The 21390-nt window shown below is 75.1% G+C and carries 2 protein-coding genes; both read right to left on the reverse strand.

The window, feature by feature from the left end; translation table 11 throughout:
- Positions 1-85: 85 nt before the first annotated feature.
- Positions 86-3418: an ACP S-malonyltransferase gene (gene fabD, locus ACIRVF_RS20720; protein ID WP_402819553.1), complete on the reverse strand. Its 3333-nt coding sequence runs from the start codon at positions 3416-3418 to the stop codon at positions 86-88.
- The gene (locus ACIRVF_RS20725; RefSeq protein WP_402819556.1) at positions 3415-21372 is read right to left on the reverse strand and encodes an amino acid adenylation domain-containing protein; all 17958 of its coding nucleotides are present in this window, start codon (positions 21370-21372) and stop codon (positions 3415-3417) included. The genes fabD and ACIRVF_RS20725 overlap by 4 nt, the downstream gene beginning before the upstream one ends.
- Positions 21373-21390 lie beyond the last annotated feature (18 nt).

A 21390-nucleotide genomic window follows, 5' to 3' on the forward strand; every position in this document is an offset into this window, starting at 1 on the left:
CGGTGTCGACAACCCCGGGCGGCTCGACCTGCAGACCCCCCTTTGCCGGGCCGCCCCGCTTCGAAACGGCGTCAGCGGGGGCTGGTCATCGACCGAAGGCCCTCATGCGCTCCACGAGGTGCTCGCCGGCGCCCTCAAGGAGGGTGTCGGCGATGGCGTCGACGGTACGGGCGCGCCAGGGCTCCAGCTGGGTACCGGCGACGACCTGGTTGAAGGCGCCCATGGCCGGGCCGCAGTGGATCAGGTAGTCAACCCTGGAGCGCTGGTCGCCGGTGACGGCGAGGCGGAAGCCCCGCTGGAAGTAGCGGCGGAAGACGGCCGCCAGCTCGGCCTTGGGGTCGGTGCCGAAGGCCGGGGCGGGCGCGGACTCGCCTCCGAGGTAGCGGTCGAAGACCTGGCTCCTGGTCTCCGCGTCGAGTTCTGCGAGCGAGCCGTGGCGGCGCCACAGCTCGTGCAGCCGGGAGGCGCGGGCGGGGAAGAACAGTCCGCGCTTGAGGTAGCGGGCGCGGACGCCGAGCTCGAACATCTCGCCCCAGGGCGCGGTGTCGACGTCGTACTCGCGCGTCTCCTGGAGGATGTCCTTCACCTCGGGGCTCGTGGCCGCCTCGACGGAGCACTGGTTGACCGAGCCGGTGAGGATGAAGTCAGCGCCCAGCAGGAAGGCCGCGGCGGCCGCCTCCGGGGTGCCGATGCCGCCGGCGCAGCCGACGTGCACCTTGTGGCCGGGGACGGCGTGCCGGTCGCGCAGGCGGAGCACGGCGGGCAGCAGGGTGAGCAGGTCCGCGGTGCTGGTCAGCCAGCCGGAGTCGGCCTCCACGCACAGGTCGTCGGCCATCGGGCGGCCGGAGGCGGCGCGGGCCTCCTCCGCGGTGACCTGCCCGTCCGCGAGCAGCCGGGCGACGATGCGCTCGGGCGGCGGGGCGAGGAACTCGGTGGCGACGTCGGTACGGGAGACCTTGGCGACGATCCGGCCGCCCTTGAGCCGGAAGCGCACCAGGGCCGGGGTGATCAGGGGGAAGCCGGAGGCCTCGACCAGGTCCACGCCGTTCCGCAGCAGGACGTCCACCAGCGCGTTCTCCTCCTCCGGCGCGCCGTGGCGGTAGAGCAGGTTCGCGCCGAAGGCGCCGCCGAGACCCAGCTCGCCGGTGATGGCGCGCAGCTGCTGCTCCACCTCGGTCAGGCTGAGCCCGCCGGTGCCGAGGAAGCCGAGCAGGCCGGCCTTGGCGAGCGAGCGCAGCATCTCCTGCCCGGAGATGCCGCCGTAGAGCGAGCCGGCCAGGTACGCCCGGCTCAGCCCGTACCGCTCACGGAAGCTGCGCGCGCCGAGGCTGTCGGCGCTGATACCGGACACGACCGGAGCCGGGACCGCCGGAGCCGACACCGCCGGAGCCGGGGCAACAGGCTCCGTCGCGATCGGCTCGGGAACGACCGGCTCCGTCACGACCGGCTCCGTCACGACCGGCTCGGGAACGACCGGCGCTGCCACCACCGGCGCCGGCAGCGGCTCGGCGGCGGCGCGGATCTTGGTGACCAGCCGGGTGAGCACCTGGCCGGGGCCCAGCTCGACGAACTCGAAGTCACCGTGCCCCATCAGCCTGCGAACGGTCTCGGTCCAGCGGACCGGGGAGGCGATCTGCGCGGTCAGCGTCTGTGCGATCGCGGCCGCCCGGTACGGCTGGGCGTCCACGTTGGCGAGCACCGGGACGGTCGGCGGGCGCAGCGTGAACCCGCCCAGGAAGCCGGCGAACTCCTCAGCCGTGCCCCGCATGTAGCGGGAGTGGAACGGCGCGCTGACGTTGAGGCGGACGGCGCGGGCGCCGACCGCCTCGAAGGCGGTGCACGCGGCGTCGATCTGCTCGACCGGCCCGGAGAGGACGAACTGGTCCAGAGCATTGTGGTTGGCCAGGTCGAGGCCGTCGAGGCCGGCGTCGGCGAGGGTCCGGGTGATGGCGTCCTCGTCGCTGCCGACCACCGCGGCCATCCCGCCGCCGCCGGCCGCCGCCATCAGCGCGCCACGGCGTTGCACCAGGCGCAGGCCGGTCTCGAAGTCGAAGACCCCGGCCGCGAACAGGGCCACGTACTCGCCGAGGCTGTGGCCGATCAGGTAGTCCGCGGGCTCCGGGTCCTGGGCGACGCGGTCCAGGTAGGTCAGCGCGCTGACCACGTAGAGGGCGGGCTGGGTGTACTCGGTGCGGCCGAGCCGGCGCTCGGGGTCCGAGACGCACAGTTCCTCGATCGAGTAGCCGAGTACGCGGTCCGCGATCGCGGTCTGCTCCGGGAACCTCTCGAACAGCCCCTTGCCCATGCCCCGCTGCTGGGATCCCTGGCCAGGGAAGCCGTAGACCTTCATACCGTGTGCCTTCCTCGGTGCTGGTGCGTCGGGGACGGGTGCCGTCCCTGGGGCCGAAGCGCGCTTCGGGGCGGCTGGAGCCCGGTTCGGGCCGGCGGCCGCGAGGGCCTTGCCGAGCAGACCCGGATCGTTCCCGAAGGGGCTGAGCAGCGGCAGGGAGACCGAACGGCTCCCGGCCGGCAGGTTGTTGCGCGCGAAGTTGTGGAGGGTGCCGGAGGGGCCGAGGTCCAGGTAGAGGAACTCCCCGCGCCCCCGCAGCGAGGCCATCGCCCGCTCGAACTCGATGGGCCGGCGGGCGACCTGCCAGAAGTGCTCGGCGGTGGCCCGCTCGACCTGGCGGCCGTCCACCCCGGAGGTCCAGGGCAGACGCGGCGGGGCGAACTCCACCCCGTCGAAGGTGCTGCGGCAGGCCTGCAGCACCTCGTCCATCAGGCTGGAGTGGTAGCCGTACTCGACGGGGACCCGCTGGTGCATCACGTCGGCGGCGCGCAGCGCGGACTCCGCGCGGTCCAGCCGCTCGTCCGTACCGGCGACGACGAAGTGGCCCGGGTAGTTGCGGGCTGCCACCTCGCAGGCCCGCAGCTCGGGCACCCGGTCCATCACCTCGGGCCCGGCCAGCACGGCGAGCATTCCGCCGCGCGGGCCCGCCCGCAGTGCGTCGGCCTGGCGGACCAGGAGCCGCAGGCAGTCCCCCGCGGAGAGGCTGCCCGAGACGACGGCCGCCGCGTACTCGCCCAGGCTGCAGGCGAGCAGGTGGTCGGGCTCGACACCCGCCGCGCGGAGGGTCTCCGCCATGGCGAGTTCGATCATGACGATCGCCGGGTGGGTGATCCTGGTGTCGGTGAAGGGGTCGGCCTTCCGCCTGGCCGGGTCGAAGACCCGGTCCAGGACGGACTCGCCCAGTGCATCGGTGGCCTCGGCGTCCAGCCGGACCAGTTCCGCACGGAAGACCGGGTTGTCGTCGAAGAGCTCCTTGCCCATCCGGTAGTACTGCGAGCCCTGGCCGGAGAACATGAACACCACGGGCAGGGAGCCCTGGGCGGCCTGGTCGGCCGTCGGCGCCCTCATCGGTAGGTGTCCCAGAACATGCCCGCTCCGGGGGCTGCGGGCGCCGGCACGGCGGGAACCTCCGGCGCGTGCGCCGCCGCGGCGGCCGGCTCCCCGGTGCCCCGGATGACCACCCGCCGGTTCAGCGTGGGCTGCGGCAGCGGGGCCCGGGTGCCGCGGTGCCCGGCCGGGGCGGGGGCGAGCAGCAGGTGGGCGTTGGTGCCGCCGTCGGCGAAGCAGTTGAGCGCGGCGAGCCGGGCCGAGTCGGGCCACGGACGTGCCTCACGCGGGAAGTACAACGGCGAGGCGTCCACGTCGAAGTGGTCCAGCGGCACCTGCCCGGAACCGAACGGCACCTGCTGGCCGTGGTGCAGCATCAGGACCACCTTGATGAAGGCGGCGATGCCCTCGGCGGCCAGCGGGTGGCCGATGTTCGGCTTGATCGAGCCGAGCGCGACCGGCTGCTTCGACCCCTTGCGGTAGACCGACTCGACGGCCTTGAGTTCGAGCAGGTCGGTGACGGTCGAGCCGGAGCCGTTGGCCTCCACCCAGCCGATGTCCTGCGGACCGTGGCCGCTGCGCGCCAGCGCCTCGACCATCACGTCCTTCTGGGCCTGGAGGTTGGGCGTGGCCGGGCCGGCGGTCCGGCCGTCGTTGTTGATGGCGATGCCGCGCAGGACGGCGAGTACCTGGTCGCCGTCGGCCTGGGCCCGCGCCAGCGGCTTGAGGACGACGACGCCGATCCCCTCGCCCAGCACCAGGCCGGCCGCCCGGCGGTCGAACACGTGGAACTCGGCGCCCGGGTTGAGCAATCCACGCTTCCCGAAGACCTGGTGGGCGCGGTCGTCGGCGAGCAGGTTGACCCCGGCGACCACGGCGGCCTCCAGGTCGCCGGCCCGCAGGGCCTGGACGGCCATGTCCATCGCCACCAGGGCGGAGGAGCAGGCCGTGTCGATCACCACGCTGGGGCCGCGGAAGTCGAAGAACTGCGAGACGTTGGCGGAGAGATAGTTCTGACCGGTGACCACGACCGGGTTCTTGGCCTGCTCCAGTGCCAGGGCGTCCGGCGTGTGGGTGGCCCGGCCGCCGACGTACACGCCGACCCGGTGGCCCTTCAACTCGGCCGGACGGTAGCCGGCGTGGTGGACCGCCTGGTGGACCTCCTCCAGCAGCAGCAGCGCTTGCGGGTCCATGGCCGCGACATCGGGCTCGGAGAGCAGGAAGCTCTCCGGGTCGAAGCGCAGCACCTCGGGCAGCAGGCCCGCGTGGTAGCCGACCGGGCGGCCGAAGCGCCGCTCGGGGATCGGGTGCAGCGCCGATCGGCCCTGGCGCAGCAGCTCCCAGTACGCGTCCGGGGAGGCGGCGTCCGGGAAGCGGCAGGACAGGCCGACGACGGCGATGTCGGCGCCGACGGGCGGCGCGGCCGTCACGACGATCGGCGCGGGTTCAGCGGCCCGAGCGGGGACGGCAACCGGCACGGCCGCCGGCGCAGCCGCCGGCACGGACGGTACGGCTTCGCCGAACGCGGCGAGCAGTTCCTCCCGGTGCTCCTCGGCGAGGTACTGCGCGAAGCCGTTCGTCGTGGGGTGCTCCAGCAGCGCCGAGGGGTCGATCGTGATGTCGAGCCGCTTGGCAACGGTCTGGACGAGCTGGGAGACCATGATCGAGTCGATGCCGAAGTCCTGTACCGGCACGTCACCGGTCAACTTGGCCCGCTCGAAACGCAGTTCCTCGGCGAGCCGGTCGAGCAGCCAGGAGGACACCGCCGCGACCGCCGCCGCGACCGCCGCCGACGCGTCGGCCGCGGCAGGGGCCGGCCCAGCGGGAGCCGGAGCCGGGGGAACAGCGGCAGCCGGAGCCGTCCCGGCGGGAGCCGGAGCCGGGGGAACAGCGGCAGCCGACGGGGTCGCGGCCGCCAGCCTCCGGTCCGACAACCGCTCCGGACGCCACTCGGCGTCCGGCCGCGCGATCGCCGGCAGCACGACCCGGGCGCCGCTCGCCAGCGCCCGCTCCAGCAGGTCGAGCCCCTGCCGGTCGGTGAGCGTGGCCAGACCCGAGGCCTGGTAGGCGGCGCTGCGCGCCTCCCCCATGCCGCTCTCCCTCCAGCTCGGCCACTGCACGCTGACCAGCGGCAGCCCGTGAGGGCGGGCCTCGGCGACCGCGTCCAGGTAGGCGTTGGCCAGCGCGTAGTCGCTCTGGCCGACCGCGAGCGCGGGGACGGTGGCGGCGACCGAGGAGTACAGCACGAACAGGCTCAGCGGCTCGTCCCGGAAGACCTCCACCAGGGCGTCGACGCCGAACACCTTCGGGCCGATCACCCGGGCCATGCCGGTCTGCGGCTTGCGGACGAACGCCGGGTTCTCGAAGTCGGTGAAGCCGGCGCTGTGGACGACACCCCCGACGGGGCCGAGCCGCAGCTTGACGTCCGCGAGCGTCTTGGCCAGCGCTTCCCGCTCCTCCAGCGGTACGGCGACGACCTCAAGCTCCACGCCCTGGTCGGCGAGCTCGGCCAGCGGCCGGAGCTTGCGCCCGAGCGGGCCGTCGGCCGCGATGTGGGCGGCCCACTCGGTGCGCGGTGGCAGCTCCTCGCGGCCGGTGAGGACGAGCTTGCGCACGCCGTGCTCCGCGACGAAGTGGCGGGCCGTCAGCAGGCCGATGCCACGAGTGCCGCCGGTGACCCACAGAACGTGTCCGGCCGGGAAACGCAGCGTGCTCTTCGGCCCCTCGGGCAGCTCGCGCAGCTCGGCACGGTGCCGCACGCCCCCGCGCCAGGCGGTCTCGGCGAGCTCGTCGCCGCTGCTCAGCTCCTCGGTCACCCAGTGGACCAACTGCTCGTCCGAGGCGTTCCGTTCCAGGTCGACGTGGCGGGAGCGCAGGTGACGGTACTCGCTCTGGAGCATCCGGTAGAGGCCGACGCGGGCCGCGCCGCCGAGGGCGGCCGAGCCGCCGTCGGGGCCGGGCTCCGCGCCCCGGGAGACCAGCAGGACGGTCAGCTCACGGCTGCCCCGGTCGACCAGCTGCTGGAGCCAGCGCAGCCAGGTGGGAAGGACGGAGTGCGCGGGCGGCAGCGCCGGGTCGGCGCAGCCGGCCAGGTCGACCACCGCGTCGAAGCGCTCCCAGCGGGTGGCGGGGGCGGCGAGTTCGGCGGTGAGGGCGTCGACGGTGAGGACCTCGGCGGACGGCAGGGCGGCGGCGAGTCGGGCGGCCGACGCCTCGGTGCCCGGTACGGCCAGGATGGCGGTCCGGGCGGGCGGCGCGGTGCGGGCGGCCGGCTCGGCGGGCGTCCACTGCCGGGTCAGCAGCAGGCCCTGCCGGGCGCGGTCGGCGTCCAGCGCGGCCAGCTCGGCGTCGGCGGCGGCCAGCCAGACCCGGCCGCCCTCGAAGGGGTAGCCGGGCAGTGCGACCCGGCCGGGCCGGGCACCCCGGTGCAGGGCCGACCAGTCGACCCTGCGGCCGCCGGTCCAGGCGGCGGCGTATGCGGCGGGGTCGGCCGGCAGCGCGTCGCCGGTGGCCGGACGGCGCGGGTCGACGGTGCCGGTCCAGCTGCCGGCGGGTGCGCCGCCGGCCGCGAACTCCTCCAGGCGGTCGGCCAGTTCGGCCAGGTCCTGGAAGAGCACGGCGAACCGGTGGGCCATCGCCTCGCGGCCCGACTGGAGCGTCCAGGCGACCTGTTGCGGGGCCGGGGCGGTGCCCTCGGTGGCAACGACCCGCAGGTGGGCGGCGAGGCGGTGGGCCTGCCGGGTCAGCCGCTCGGCGTCCCGGGCGGAGAGCACGGCCAGCTGCGGGCCGGCCGGCGCCGCCGGGGCCTGCGGCTCACCGAGGTACTCCTGCAGGATGATGTGGGCGTTGGTGCCGCCGGCGCCGAAGGAGCTGACGCCCGCGGTGCGGGGCCGTACGGTGCCGTCCGCTGCGACCCGGCGCGGCCAGGGCGCCCGCTCGCGCTGCACCTCGAACGGGGTCGCGCCGAAGTCGATGTTCGGGTTGAGCCGGTCCGCGTGGAGCGAGGGCGCAAGCTCGCCGTGACGCAGCTGGAGCAGCACCTTGGTGATCGCCGCGATGCCGGCGGCCGACTCGGCGTGCCCGATGTTCGACTTCACCGAGCCGATCGGCAGCCGCTCGGGCAGGTCGCCCGCGAAGGCCCGCAGCATGCCGTTGACCTCGACCGGGTCGCCCAGCGCGGTGCCGGTGCCGTGGGCCTCCAGGTAGTCCAGGTCGGTGGGGCGCAGTCCGGCGCGCTCCAGCGCGGCGCGCACCAGGTCACCCTGCGCCTGCGGGTTGGGCACGCTGTAACCGGCGCCCGCGCCGCCGTGGTTGACGGTGGAGGCCTTGACGACCGCCAGCACGCGGTCGCCGTCGGCCAGGGCCGCGTCCAGGCGCTTGAGCAGGACGGCGCCGGAACCCTCGGCCGGGACGTAGCCGGTGCCGCCCTCGCCGAAGCTGCGGCAGCGGCCGTCCTCGGCCAGGAAACCGCGCTGGGCGAGCTGGAGGAACTTCACCGGGTGGCTGGAGATGTTGACGCCGCCGGCGACGGCGACCTCGCAGTCCCCGTTGCGGATGGCCAGGCAGGCCTGGTGGATGGTGACCAGCGACGAGGAGCACATGGTGTCCAGGGCGACGCTGGGCCCGGCGAAGTCGAAGAAGTACGAGACCCGGTTGGCCACCGAGGCGTACGACGAGGAGGTGGCGAAGCCCTTGCCGCGCAGCGCCTCCTGGACGCCGTACAGCTGGTAGTGGCCGTACATCATGCCGACGAACACCCCGGTACGGGTGCCGCGCAGCTGCTCGCGGGTGTAGCCGGCGTCCTCCAGCAGGTGCCAGACGGTCTCCAGGAACACCCGCTCCTGCGGGTCGGTGTGTTCGGCCTCGATCTGCGACATGCGGAAGAACAGCGGATCGAAGCGGTCGGCGCCGCGCACGAAGCCGCCCCACTTGCCGTAGGTCTTGCCGAAGACGGACTTGTCGGGGTCGTAGAAGCGGTCGTGGTCCCAGCGCTCGCCGGGGATCTCCTCGACGCTGTCGACGCCGGCCCGCAGGTTGCGCCAGAACGCGTCCACGTCGTCGGCCTGCGGGTAGCGGCCGGCCACTCCGATGATGGCGATGTCGTCCCCACCGGAGGCGACGGGTGCGGCCACGGGCACCGGCTCGGCCACTGCGACCGGCAGCTGCTCGGCCGCGACCGGCGCGGCGGAAGCGTCGTCCTCCGCCGGCGCGGCGGATGCGTCGTCCTCGGCCGGTGCGGCGAACGCCTCCGGATGGGCGCCGGCCAGGTGGTCCGCCAGCTGGGCGACCGTCACGTACTCGAAGAGCAGCGTCTTGGACAGCGGCGCGATCCGTTCCTCCAGGCGCCGGACCAGGCTCATGGTGATCAGCGAGTCCACGCCGAAGTACTCGAAGGGCTCGGTGACCGCGATCTCCGACTCGGGCAGCTTCAGCTCCTCGGCGAGCAGCCGCAGGACGAGCGCCTCGGCCCGGGACCGCGCGTCCGTGCCGCTCTCCGCCCCGGTGACCCCGGCCGGAGTCCGTACGACGGCGTCGGCGGGGACGTGCGACGGCTCGGCCGTGGCCGGCCCGCCGTCGAGGGCGGACAGGATGCGGGCCGGGTCGCCCGGGGCGAGCAGCAGCCGCGGCGCGGTCCCGCTCAGCGCGCGCTCCAGGGCGGCCAGCCCGGGGGCGGTGCGCACCGGGCGCATGCCGAGTGCCCGGTCCATGAACTCCACGGCCGCGGCGTCGATCCGCATGCCGCCCTCGGCCCAGACCGGCCAGGCGGCGGCCAGGGTGCGGCCCGGTCGGGTGCCCTGGCGGCGCTGCTGTTCGCGGCGCTCGGCGAAGTGGTCGAGGAAGGCGTTGGCGAAGGCGTAGTCGCTCTGGCCGATGTTGCCGAAGGAGGCCGCCGCCGAGGAGAGGGCGACGAAGTAGTCCAGCGGCTCGTCCCGGGTGGCGTCGTCGAGCAGCACGGTGCCGTACACCTTGGCGGCCAGGACGGCCTCGGCGTCGGCCCGCTCCTTGCGGCCCAGCAGGCCGTCGCGCAGCACCCCGGCGGCGTGCAGGACTCCGCTGACCGAGCCGTGGGCCCGCCGGGCCTCGGCGATCAGGGTGCGCACGCCGGCCGGGTCGGCGGCGTCGGCCAGGACCACGAGGGCGCCGGCCGCCTCGATCCGGGCGAGCGCCTCCGGACCGGGGGCGGTACGGGCGGCGAGCACGATTCCGCCGCCGGTGACGCCGGCGGCACGTCGGGCCGCGGCGAGGTGCTCGGCGAGCAGCAGGCCGAGGGCGCCGGTGCCGCCGGTGATGACGTGGGCACCGGTCCCGGTGAACACCCGCCCGGCGGTGGGCAGTTCGGCCTGCCGCCAGGCGCGGCGGGTACGGCCGTCCGCCCCGACGCGCACCTCGGGTTCGCCCTGGGTGCGCAGCTCGGCGGCCACCGCGTCGGCGAGCGGCCCGGCGGCGACGGTCAGCACGCCGAAGTCCACCGAGGGGTGTTCCAGGCGCACGGTACGGGCGAAGGCGGCCATCGCGGCGTGGACCGGCGAGGCCGCGACCTCGCGGTGGGCGTACACGTAGCGCAGGGCGCCGCGCCGGTCCCGCTGCCAGGCCTGCAGGAAGGCCAGTGCGCCGTGGAAGCCGTGCTCGACGGCGCTGGCGGTGCCGGCGTCCTCGTCGGCCAGGTGGACCACGTCGACCGGGCCGGCCGGCAGGGCGCGGACGGTCGCGTCGGCGTCGAAGCCGGTTCCGAGCGCGAGCACGCGGGCGTCGGCGCCGGTTTCGGTCAGCGCGGCGGCCACCGCTTCGCCGCGGGTGCCGGCGTCCAGCACCAACACGGTGCCGGCCGGTTCGCGCGCGGCGGTCGGCGCGGGCCGCCAGAGCGGTTCGAAGGCGTGGACGGTGTCACCCGTGGCCCCGCCGGCCGGGGCGGCGGGTACGGCCCGCAAGGTGAAGGCGTCGATCGAGGCGACCACCTCGCCGGTCCCGTCCAGCAGGGCGACGTCGAAGCAGAGCGTGCCCGCCGGGACGGGGCGCGCCGAGGGGGTGGCGTACGCGTGGACCTGCTCCGGCAGGTCGGCGTACAGCCGCACCGCGCCCAGCGAGTACGGCAGGTACGGCACCTGGCCCGTGGGGCCGTCCGCCCCGGGCGCGAGGCGCCCTGCGGTCTGCAGGGCCGCGTCGAACAGCGAGGGGTGGAAGACGAACCGGCCGGAGTCGGCGCCGAGCGCCTTGGGCAGCCGGAGGGTGGCCAGCGCCTCGTTCTCGCCCCGGGCGAGGCGGTCGATGACCTGGAAGCCGGGGCCGTAGTCGAAGCCGAGCCGGGAGAACGCGGCGTAGCAGTCCGGGCCGTCGTGGACGGTGGTGCAGCGCTCGCGCACGGCGGCCAGGTCGATCCGGGCCGGACGGTCGCCGGGCGCGCCGAAGAGGAGGGTGCCCCGGGCGTGCACCGAGGATCCGGCCCCGGCGGTCCGCACCTCGAAGGAGGCGCGCTCAACGGTGTCGGCAGCACGGTCAGGTGTCACCTGGACGAGCAGCCGGTGCTCGCGGGCGCCGGCGGGCAGCCGGACCGGGGTGGCCCAGACCAGGCCGTCCACCCCGCGCACCGGAGTACCGGCGGCGGCCAGTTCGCCGGCCAGCCGCGCCATCTCCAGGTACGCGACGCCGGGCAGCACCCGCTCGCCGACGACCACGTGGTCGCGCAGGAAGTACTCCTCGCCGGTCAGCGTCTTCTCGAAGAGCTGTTCGCCGAAGGTGGAGAGGTTGGTGTCCAGCAGGGTGGGGTGCAGCCGTCCGGCCGCCTGCCCCGCGGAGGACGCCGGGGCCGAAGCCGCCGGGGAGACCTCCGGGCGCACCCAGTGCCGGGTGCGGGCGAACGGGTAGGTCGGCAGGTGGACCCGGCGGCCGGCGGCGCCGCCACGCAGGGCCGCCCAGTCGACCTCGGCGCCGGACAGCCAGTCCCGCGCCAGGGCCGCCAGATCGGTGCCCCCGGTGGCCGGACGGGCGGTGACGCCCCGTTCGGCCCGGCCCGTGCGAACGGCCGACGGCCGGCCGGCCAGGTACGCGGCCAGCTCGGCGCGCAGCGCGGCCGGGCCGTCGGCGACCACGGCGAGCCGGTGGGCCATCGCCTCGCGGCCGACCTGGAGGGTGTGGGCGAGGTCGTCGGCACGGACGTCCTGCCGTTCCAGGTGGTCGGCGAGCCGCTCGGCGGCGAGCCGCAGCGCGTCCTCGTCGCGGGCGGAGAGCACGTACAGCTGCTCCGCCGTGCTCTCCTCGCGGGTTTCCGGCACGTTCGGTTCCTCCAGCACGATGTGCGCGTTGGCCCCGCCGAAGCCGAAGGAGCTGACCCCGGCGCGGCGCGGGAGTTCGCTCCCGGCGGCGTCGCGCGGGGAGGGCCAGGGTCGAGCGGTGGCGGCGACCTCGAACGGGCCGCCGTCGAGCTCCAGGTAGGGGTTCTGCTCCTGGAAGTGCAGGCTGGCCGGGATGGTGGCGTGCCGCAGGGCGAGCGCGACCTTGAACAGCCCGGCGATGCCGGCGGCGGCCTCCAGGTGGCCGATGTTGGTCTTGACCGAGCCGATCGCGCAGCCGGGCGCGGCCCCGCCGCCCTGCTCCGCGCGCAACCGGCGGAAGGCGCTGCTCAGCCCGGTGGTCTCGATCGGGTCGCCGAGGGCCGTCCCGGTGCCGTGCGCCTCGATGTAGCCGACCGTCTCCAGCGGCACGCCGGCGGTGCGGTAGGCCTCGACCAGCAGGTCGGCCTGGGCGTCCGGGTTGGGGGCGGTGAGCGAGGTGGTGCGGCCGCCGTGGTTGATCACTACGGATCGGATGACCGCGTGCACGGCGTCGCCGTCGCGCCGCGCCCGCTCCTCGGGCTTGAGCAGCACCACACCCGCGCCCTCGCCGCGGACGTAGCCGTCGGCCCGGCGGTCGAAGGCCTTGCAGCGGCCGTCGGGGCTGAGCATCTCGCCGCGGCTCAGCGCCTCGTACACGCTCGGCGAGAGGATCAGGCTGACGCCGCCGGCGATGGCCAGGTCGCAGGTGCCGTCGCGCAGGGCGGCGGAGGCCTGGTGGACCGCGGTGAGCGAGCCGGAACAGGCGGTGTCCACCGCGATGCTGGGGCCGCGCAGGTCCAGCAGGTAGGAGACGCGATTGGGGACGATGGACAGCGCGGCACCGGTGATGGTGTGGCCCTCGGTGCTCCGGCCGGCGGCGCGCTGGACCTCCAGGTAGTCGGAGTTGGTGACGGCGATGAAGACGCCGACGCGCTTGCCCGCGAGCTCGGACGGGCGGTAGCCGGCGTCCTCGATCGCCGACCAGACGACCTCCAGGATCAGCCGCTGCTGCGGGTCCATCAGCTCGGCCTCGCGCGGGGAGATCCCGAAGAAGGCGGCGTCGAAGCGGTCGATGTCGGGGGCGAAGCCGCCCCAGCGGGAGCGGGAGCCGGGCTGGTCGCGCCAGTCCCAGCGGTCGGCGGGGATCTCCCCGACCAGGTCGTGCCCGGCTTCGAGGTGCTGCCAGAACTCCCTGAGGTCGGTGGAGCCGGGCAGGCGGCCGGCCATGCCGATGACAGCGATCCCGGCGTCGCGCGGCCGCTCGGCGGCCGGGGACGGCGCAGCGGCGGACGCGGGCGCGACGGCCGCCGGCAGGGCACCGAACCGGGCCGTCAGTTCGCCGGAGTGGTGCTCCCACAGGTGCTCGGCCAGCGCGAGCAGGGTGCCGCGCTGGTAGAAGAGCGTCGGGTAGACGTCGATGCCGTACCGCTTGCGCAGCTCGGTGGCGAGTTCGGTGAAGCTCACCGAGTTCATTCCGACCTCGCCGAGCGGGGTGCGCGGGCCGATCTCCTCGGGGCTCGTCCCGGAGATCCGGGCGACGGCGCCGGCGAGTTCGGCGACCAGCAGTTCGACCCGGCCCGCGGGGGAAGGAGGAGCGGTCTCGGCGGCGGCCTCGACCGGCGCGGTGCCGTACCGGGCGCGCAGCTCGGCCGGCGGCAGGGCGGCCAGGGTGGCGCGGTCGACCTTGTCGTTGAGGGTGTGCGGGAAGCCGGTGACCGCGATCAGCAGGTCCGGGACCATGTGGCCGGGCAGCCACTCGGCCAGCTGCTCGCGGGTCGGCTCGGCGCCGCTCCCGGCGGGCACGTAGCAGGCCAGCAGCGAGTGGTTGGCGCCGTCCTTGCCCCGGGCCACCACGACGGCCTCGCGCACGCCGTCGAGCCGGCGCAGGGTCGCCTCGATCTCCTCCAGCTCGACCCGGAAGCCGCGCACCTTCACCTGGGAGTCGATCCGGCCGAGGTACTCCAGCCGGCCGTCGGCGAGGCGGCGGACGAGGTCGCCGGTGCGGTACATCCGGGCGGCGGGGTCGCCGGCGAAGGGGTCGGCCAGGAAGCGTTCGGCGGTCAGCTCGGGCCGGCCCAGGTAGCCGGTGGCGACGCCGTCGCCACCGATGTACAGCTCGCCGGCGACGCCGGTGGGCACCGGGTTGCGGGCGCTGTCGAGCACGTACAGCAGGGTGTTGGCGATCGGGTGGCCGACGGTGACCTTCTCGCCCCGGCGCAGCCGGGCGGCCGTCGACCAGATGGTGGTCTCGGTGGGGCCGTAGAGGTTCCACACCGCGCGGTTGCCGGCGAGCAGCGCGTCGGCGGTCTCGGCGGGCAACGCGTCACCGCCGCAGAGCACGGTCAGGCCGGGGTCGCCCTGCCAGCCCGCGGCGAGCAGCATGCTCCAGGTCGCCGGGGTGGCCTGGACGACGGTGGCCTTCGAGCGCTCCAGAGCCTCGCGCAGCCGCAGGCCGTCCTTGGCCGTCTCCGTGTCGAGCACCTCGACCGTGCCGCCGCTGATCAGCGGCAGGTACAGCTCCAGGCCGGAGATGTCGAAGCAGACGGTGGTCAGGGCCAGCAGGGTGTCGCCGGGGCCGAATCCGGGCTCTCGGGCCATCGACCAGAGGAAGTTGACCAGGGCCCGGTGTGGAACGACGACGCCCTTGGGCCGGCCGGTGGAGCCGGAGGTGTAGAGGACGTACGCGGGGTCGGCGGGCCCGGCCGGGCCGGGCGAGGGGGCCGGGGGCGGCTGCTCCTCGCCGTCGACGAGCAGCCGGGGGACGGTGCCGTGGCCGCCGGGGATCGCGGAGTGGGTGAGCATCAGGTGCAGCCCGGCGTCCTCGGCCATGTAGGCGAGCCGCTTCTGCGGGAAGGCGGGATCGAGCGGCACGTACGCGCCGCCGGCAGCCTGGACGGCGAGCAGGGCGACGGGCAGGTCGGCGTCGCGCGGCAGCAGCACGCCGACGGTGCGGCCCCGGCCGACCCCGGCGGTGCGCAGCCGGTCGGCCAGCGCGTCGACCCGCTCCGCCAGCTGCCGGTACGTCAGTTCGGTGCCGCGGCTGCGGACGGCCACCTGCTCGGGCCGGGCGTCGGCCTGGCGCCGGACCAGCTCCCAGACCAGGGTGTCGGCCGGGTAGTCGGCGGCGGCCGGGGCGGTGAGCCGGGACCGCTCGGCGGCGGTCAGCAGGTCGAGGTCGCCGACGGCGGTGTCGGGAGCGCCGACGGCGGCGGCGAGCAGGGTGGTGAAGTGCTCGCCGATCCGCTCGACGGTGGCGGCGTCGAAGAGGTCGGGGTCGTACTTGAGGGTCCAGCGGCAGCCGTCGGCCTGCTCGACGAGCTCCAGGGTCAGGTCGAACTCGCCTTCCTGGTGGACTCCTTCGACCGGACCGAGGACGAGGCCGCCCGACTGCGCGGCCCGGGCCCAGTTCTGGAAGTAGAAGGCGGTGTTGAAGGGCTGGACGGCGGCGGAGGGGTCCTCCCGGCGCAGCTCCTCGACGAGGGTGAGCAGCGGGTAGGCGCTGTGGTCCAGGGCCTCCAGGACGGTGCGGTGGACCCGGCGGACCAGCGTGCGGAAGGCCTCCCCGGTGTCGATGCGCTCGGCGAGGACCACCATGTTCATGAAGTAGCCGAACACGTCCTCGTACCCGCCGGCGGGGCGGCCGGCGGTGGGGGTGCCGACCGCGAGGTCGGCCTGGTCGCTGTAGCGGTGCAGCAGCGCGAAGTAGCCGGCCAGCAGCACACCGAAGAGCGACGTCTGCTCCGCCGAGGCGAGCGCGCGGGCCCGGTCGGTGACGTCGGCGGCGATGTGCCCGTCCACGCTGGCGCCCCGGAAGCCGGGGACGGCCGGACGGGGACGGTCCAGCGGCAGCGGTACGGCGGTGCGGCGGCCGCGCAGCCGCTCGACCCAGTAGGTGCGCAGCCGCTCACCCTCGGGGCCGGCCAGCATGTCGCGCTGCCAGGCGGTGAAGTCGGCGTAGCTGCGGGCGGGCCGCTCGGCGGGCAGCAGCCGGCCGGCCCGGACGGTGCGGTAGCCGTGTTCCAGCTCGGTGAGCAGGCCGGCGATGGAGACCCCGTCGAAGACCAGGTGGTGGAAGGTCAGCAGCAGGGCCTGGCGGCCGTCGCCGAGGGTGTAGAGGGTGGCGCGCAGCAGCGGGCCGACGGCGAGGTCGAAGGCGCGCCGCAGGTCCGCCCGCATGCGCTCGCGCAACTCGGCCTCGTCGCGGGTGGTGAGCCAGACCTGCTGGAACGGCAGCTCGGGTTCGGCCGCTATCCGCACGTACGGGCCGTCCTCGCCGGTGCGGACGGTGGCGCGCAGCTCCTCCTGCCGGTCGAGCAGGTCCTGGAGGACGACCCGCAGGGCGAGGACGTCGGCGTCGGCGTCGAGCCAGAGGGCGAGCGGCAGGTTGTAGGCGTAGTTGCCGGGCGCGATCTGCTCGATGACCCACAGGGCGCGCTGCCCCTCGGAGAGGCGGTGCGTGGTCAGCTCGTGGTCGCCGCGCGGGCGCAGCACCAGGTCGGCGGCGGCGCCGGCGGGCGGGACGGCCGGCGCGGCCGAAGCGGCCTGAACGGGCCGAGCGGCGGCCGGGGCCGCCGTCGCGGCGACGGCGCCGGCGAGCCAGCCGGAGACCAGGTGGTCGGCCAGCTCCCGCAGGGTGGGCCGCTCGAAGAAGTCGCCGAGCGGCACGGTGACGCCGAAGGCCTCGTCCACCGCGGTGACGATCTTCATCCCGCTGAGCGAGTCGAAGCCGTAGTCGGCCAGCGCGCGGTCCGGGTCGATCCGCTCGTCCAGCTTGAGGACCCGCTCGACCAGTTCGCGCAGCCGTTCCCCCACCGCGCCGGCGGCGTCGGCCTGCCCGGTCGGGGCCGCCTCGGCTCGCGCCGGCCCGTCGGCGGCCGTACGGGAGGGCGCGGGGGCCACCGGGGCGGCGCTCAGCACCACGCCGTCGCTCTCCGCGACGAGCACGGTCTGGCCCAGGTCGCCCGCGCCGAGCGTGCGGACCGGCCGGAAGCCCTCCTCCTGCAGCAGCCTGGTCCAGCCCTCCGGCGAGGCGAGCGGCGAGTCGGGCATGCGCAGCTCGCCGTCGTCGAAGACCCACCAGCCCTCCAGTACGCCACCGCCGATGGTCAGCAGCGCCCGTACCTCGGTCAGCTCGTTGAGGACCAGCCAACCGCCGGGCCGCAGCAGCGCCTTGGCCCTGCGCAGGGTGGCGCGCAGGTTGCGGGTGGCGTGCACGACGTTGGTGGCGAGCACCAGGTCGGCCTGGGCCGGGGCGAAGCCCTGCTCGGCGAGGCCGCGGTCCAGGTTGAGCACCTGGTAGCGGGTGAACGGGTAGCGGTCGGCGAACCGCTCACGGCCGTAGTCCAGGAAGCGCGGGGAGATGTCGGTGAAGGTGTAGCCGACCCGGCCCGGGTGGTCGGCCAGGGCGGGCAGCACCCGCTCGCTGGTGGCGCCGGTGCCGGCGCCCAGCTCGACCACCTCGACGGTGCGGCCGGCCGGCAGCTCCGGCAGGCGCAGTTCCAGGAAGCGGCGGACGGTCTCGCGCACCAGCAGGTTGAAGGAGTCGGTGAGCGGGTTGCCCTTGTAGAAGTTCTGCACCAGCTTCATCGAGGAGCCGGGGAACATGATCTCGGTGGCGCCGACCTCGCCGCGCAGGATCTGCGGATAGGACTGCAGGAACAGGCGGTTGAGGGTGACGGTGGGCTCGATGTCCGGGTACTCGGCGGCCAGGCGGTCGAACTCGGCTTCCCAGCGCGGCGTCTGCTCGGCCTGGTCGACGGTGTCGACCGCGGCGGTGGTGGTGAGCCGCTCGCCGTCGCGGGTCAGGAAGCCGGCCGCGGTGAGGATGTTGAGCAGCGCCTCGTTCATCCGGTCGAACTTGCCGAGGATGCCCAGGGCGACGCGCAGCTCCGCCGCGTGGTGGCGCTCGCCGGAGCGGCGGAACACGCCCATCCGCTGGTAGACGCCGAGCAGCATGGCTGCGGACACGGTCTCCAGCTCGGCGTAGCCGGCCAGCACCCGGCGGGCGGCCGGGTCGGTGTCCAGGTCGGCGGCCAGGCGGTCGGTGGCGCGGGCCAGCGCGGCCGGGTGGCCTCCGGACAGCACCTCGCCGTCGAGAGCCGGGTCGTGACCCATGGCCTCCAGCGCGCGGCGGTTGGCCCGGATCGGCATGGCCTGCGACAGACCGCTCGCGAGGATGCGGCGGACGGCGGCGATGCCCTGGGCGGCGGTGAAGCCGCTGATGCCCAGGCCCGCGAAGATGTCCTCCAGCCCGGGCCGGGTGCCGGACCCGACCTGGCCCCAGTAGCCCTGGTTGATCACGGTGACCGGGACGTCCAGCCGCGCGCGCAGGAACAGTGCGTAGGCGTCCTCGGTGGCGGAGGCGCAGATGTAGGCGCCGTTGCCGGCGAAGCTGCCGAACGAGCCGGCCGAGGAGAAGTAGGTCAGGAAGTCCAGCGGCTGCCCGGCGACGGCGGCGGCGAGCGCGGCGGCGCCCTCGGTCTTCACCCGGGTGGCGGCGGTGAAGGCGGCCTCGTCGAGGTCGGCGAGCAGGTGGTTGTCGAAGGCCATCGCGGCGTGCACGACGCCGTGCAGCGCCCCGAAGCGGTGGTGCGCCTCGGCGACGGCCGCCGCGAGGTCCTCGACGGAGCAGGCGTCGCCGCGCAGGTGGGCGACGTCGCCGCCGTGGGCGCGGACCTGCTCGGCGACGGCCTCGTGGGCGGCGCCGAGCGCGCCCCGGCTGAACCAGACGACCTTGGCGCGGTGTCGGCGGGCCAGGTGCAGGCTCAGCTCCTGGGCGATGCCACCGGTGCCGCCGATCAGCAGGTAGACCCCGCCGTCGCGGAAGACCGGTCCGCCCTCGGGCAGGTCGACCCGGCCGAGCCGGCGGTGGTAGCGCACCCCGCCGCGCAGGGCGACGCTGCGGCCGGTGCCGTCCAGGGGCTCGGCGAGGACGGCCTCGGCGAGGCTCCGGAGGGCGGCCTCGCCCTCGGCCTCGGCGGAGGCGAAGTCGATGCCGACCACCCGCAGGTCGGGGTCCTCCTTGGGGGCGACCTGCAACAGGCCGTGCAGGCCGGCGGCGAAGGGGTTGGCCACCTCGCCGCCGTTCGCAGTGCCGTCGGCCACCGGGTGCACGTCGCTGGTGACGACGGCGACGCGCTTGGCGCGGCCCTCGCCGAGCAGACGGAACAGCGCGTGCGAGCCGCGGCGCAGGTGCTCGGCGGCCTGGTGCTCGCCGACGCCCTCGGTCACCTTCAGCCAGGCGCCGCCGAGGTGGAGCACGAGATCCGCGCCGGCCGTACGGGCGAGCCAGTCGTCGTCGTCCAGGTCCACCAGCTCGACCCGGGCGGACGGACGGACGGCGGCGATCGCCTCGCCCAGCCGGCGGGAAGCGGCGGTGACGAGGGCGACGATCCGCTCGGCCCGGGCGGCGGGCTCGGCCGGGGCCTGGGCGCGGACCCAGAGCGGGCGGTAGAACTCGGGCCCGTCCTCCTCGGTCCCGACGGCGGCCGGGGCCGGCGCGGCGACCGGCGCGGGCGGCTGCGGGATCCAGTAGCGCCGGCGGGCGAAGGGGTAGCCGGGCAGCTCGACGCGGCGGGCGGTGGCGGGGGTCGTCCGTGACCAGTCGACGGCCGCGCCGGCCACCCAGTGCCCGGCCACCGCGGCCAGGTCACGGTGAGCCAGCGCCTTCTCCAGAGAATCGGCCTGATCGCCGGTCAGCTCGACGCGGGCGCGGGTCGCGCGGCCGAGGACCACCCCGTCGGGCGTCCTTCCGTCCGCGTACTCCGCCAGCAGCTCGGCGGCTCGCTCGGCCGAGGCCGCCACCAGGGCCAGCCGGAACTCGTGGGCGGTGCGGCCCGACTGGAGGGTGAGGGCGACATCGGCGAGGTTCGGGCCCGCGCCCTCGCGGGGGGCCGCCGGGAGAGCGCCGGCGACGGCCTCGGCGACCGCGGCGACGGTGTCCGCGGCGATCGCGGCGGCCGGCAGCTCGGCGCCCAACTCGGCGGCAAGCAGGGCGTGGTAGCGGGCCCGCTCGGCCACGCCGAAGCCGCAGTCGGCCAGTTCGGTGCCGAGGTCCAGAAATTCCGGTGCCACACCGATCGTTTCGGCGGCCAGCCGCAGGCAGCGGCGCTGGGCCTCGGCCAGCGCGCCGGGGTCGGCGGCCGGCTGCGCCGGGCCGCCCTGGCGCAGCACGGCCGCCAGCTCGCCGGCGGCCGCCCGCAGCCGGTCCTCGGCCTTGGCCGAGAGCACCAGGAGTTGCGGCTGCCCCGCCTCGGCCGCCTCCGGCACGCCGGTCGGCCGGTACTCCTCGACGACCACACAGGCGTTGGCGCCGCCGCCGCCGAACGAGCTGACCACCGCACGCAGGGGCAGCTGTTCGCGGGCACCGTCCGCGCCGGCACGCTCCACGCGCGGCCAGGACCGCAGGGTCTGCTGGACCTCGAAGCGGGTGGTGGAGAAGTCGATCTCCGGGTTGAGCCGGGCGGAGTTCAGCGAGGGCACCAGCTGCCCGTGCCGGAACTGGAGCAGCACCTTGGTCAGCCCGGCGATGCCGGCGGCCGACTCCAGGTGGCCGATGTTGGACTTCACCGAGCCGACGGCGACCGTCGGCAGCTCTGCGCGGCGGGCCGGATCGATCCGTCCGCCGAAGGCCTCGGCAAGGCCCGATATCTCGATCGGGTCGCCGAGCGGGGTACCGGTGCCGTGCGCCTCCACGTAGCCGACGGTGTCCGCGTCCACCCCGGCCCGGCCGAGCGCGCCGCGGATCACCTCGGCCTGGGCCGCCGAGCTAGGGACGGTGTAACCACCGGTCTTCCCACCGGAGTTGATGGCCGACCCACGGATCACGCCGAGGATCCGGTCGCCGTCCGCGATCGCCGCCTTGAGCGGCTTGAGCAGCACCGCGCCGACGCCCTCGCCGTCGACGAAGCCGTCCGCGCCCTCGCCGAAGCTCTTCAGCCGGTCGTCGCGCGAGATCATCCCGCGCTGCGCCAGGGTGCGAAGGTGCATCGGGTGCAGGATCAGGTTGACGCCGCCGGCGATCGCCGCGGCGCACTCCCCGGTGCGCAGGCTCTCGCAGGCCAGGTGGATCGCGGTCAGCGAGGCCGAGCAGGCGGTGTCCACCGCGAGGCTGGGCCCGGTGAAGTCGAAGGTGTACGAGACCCGGTTGGCGATGGACCAGTGGTTGGAGTGGGCGTCGGTCTGCACGCCGAGCGCACTCGCCTCACCACCCATCCACTCGTAGTTGCTGTTCATCACGCCGACGAACACGCCGACCGGTCCCTGGGCCGCCAGCCGGGCCGCCGGGTAGCCGGCGTCGTCCAGGGTGAGCGCTGCGGTCTGCAGGAACAGCCGCTCCTGCGGGTCCATCGCCTCCGCGTCGGCCGGAGAGATCTGGAAGAACAGCGGGTCGAACTTGTCGACGTCGTCGATGAATCCGGCCCACTTGCTGTAGCCGCCGGACACGCCGGACGGGTCCCAGTGCGCGTCCGCGTCCCAGCGGTCGGCGGGCACCTCACGGATGCAGTTGCGGCCGGCGACCAGGTTGTCCCACAGCTCGCCGACGGTGTCGGCCAGCGGGTAGCGGCCGGCGACGCCGACGATGGCCACGGCCTCGCCGGCGGGGGTGGCGGCCCCGGCTCCGGCCTGCGCCAGCAGGCTCAGCAGCAGCTTGCGCTTGTCGTCCACAGTTCTCTTCTTTCAAGG

Source organism: Kitasatospora sp. NPDC101157, assembly GCF_044768255.1.
Taxonomy (GTDB): Bacteria; Actinomycetota; Actinomycetes; order Streptomycetales; family Streptomycetaceae; genus Kitasatospora.

Bases quoted from the DNA above. Each gene is read 5' to 3' on its own strand.
- fabD (WP_402819553.1), bottom strand. From the start codon at position 3,418: ATGAGGGCGCCGACGGCCGACCAGGCCGCCCAGGGCTCCCTGCCCGTG.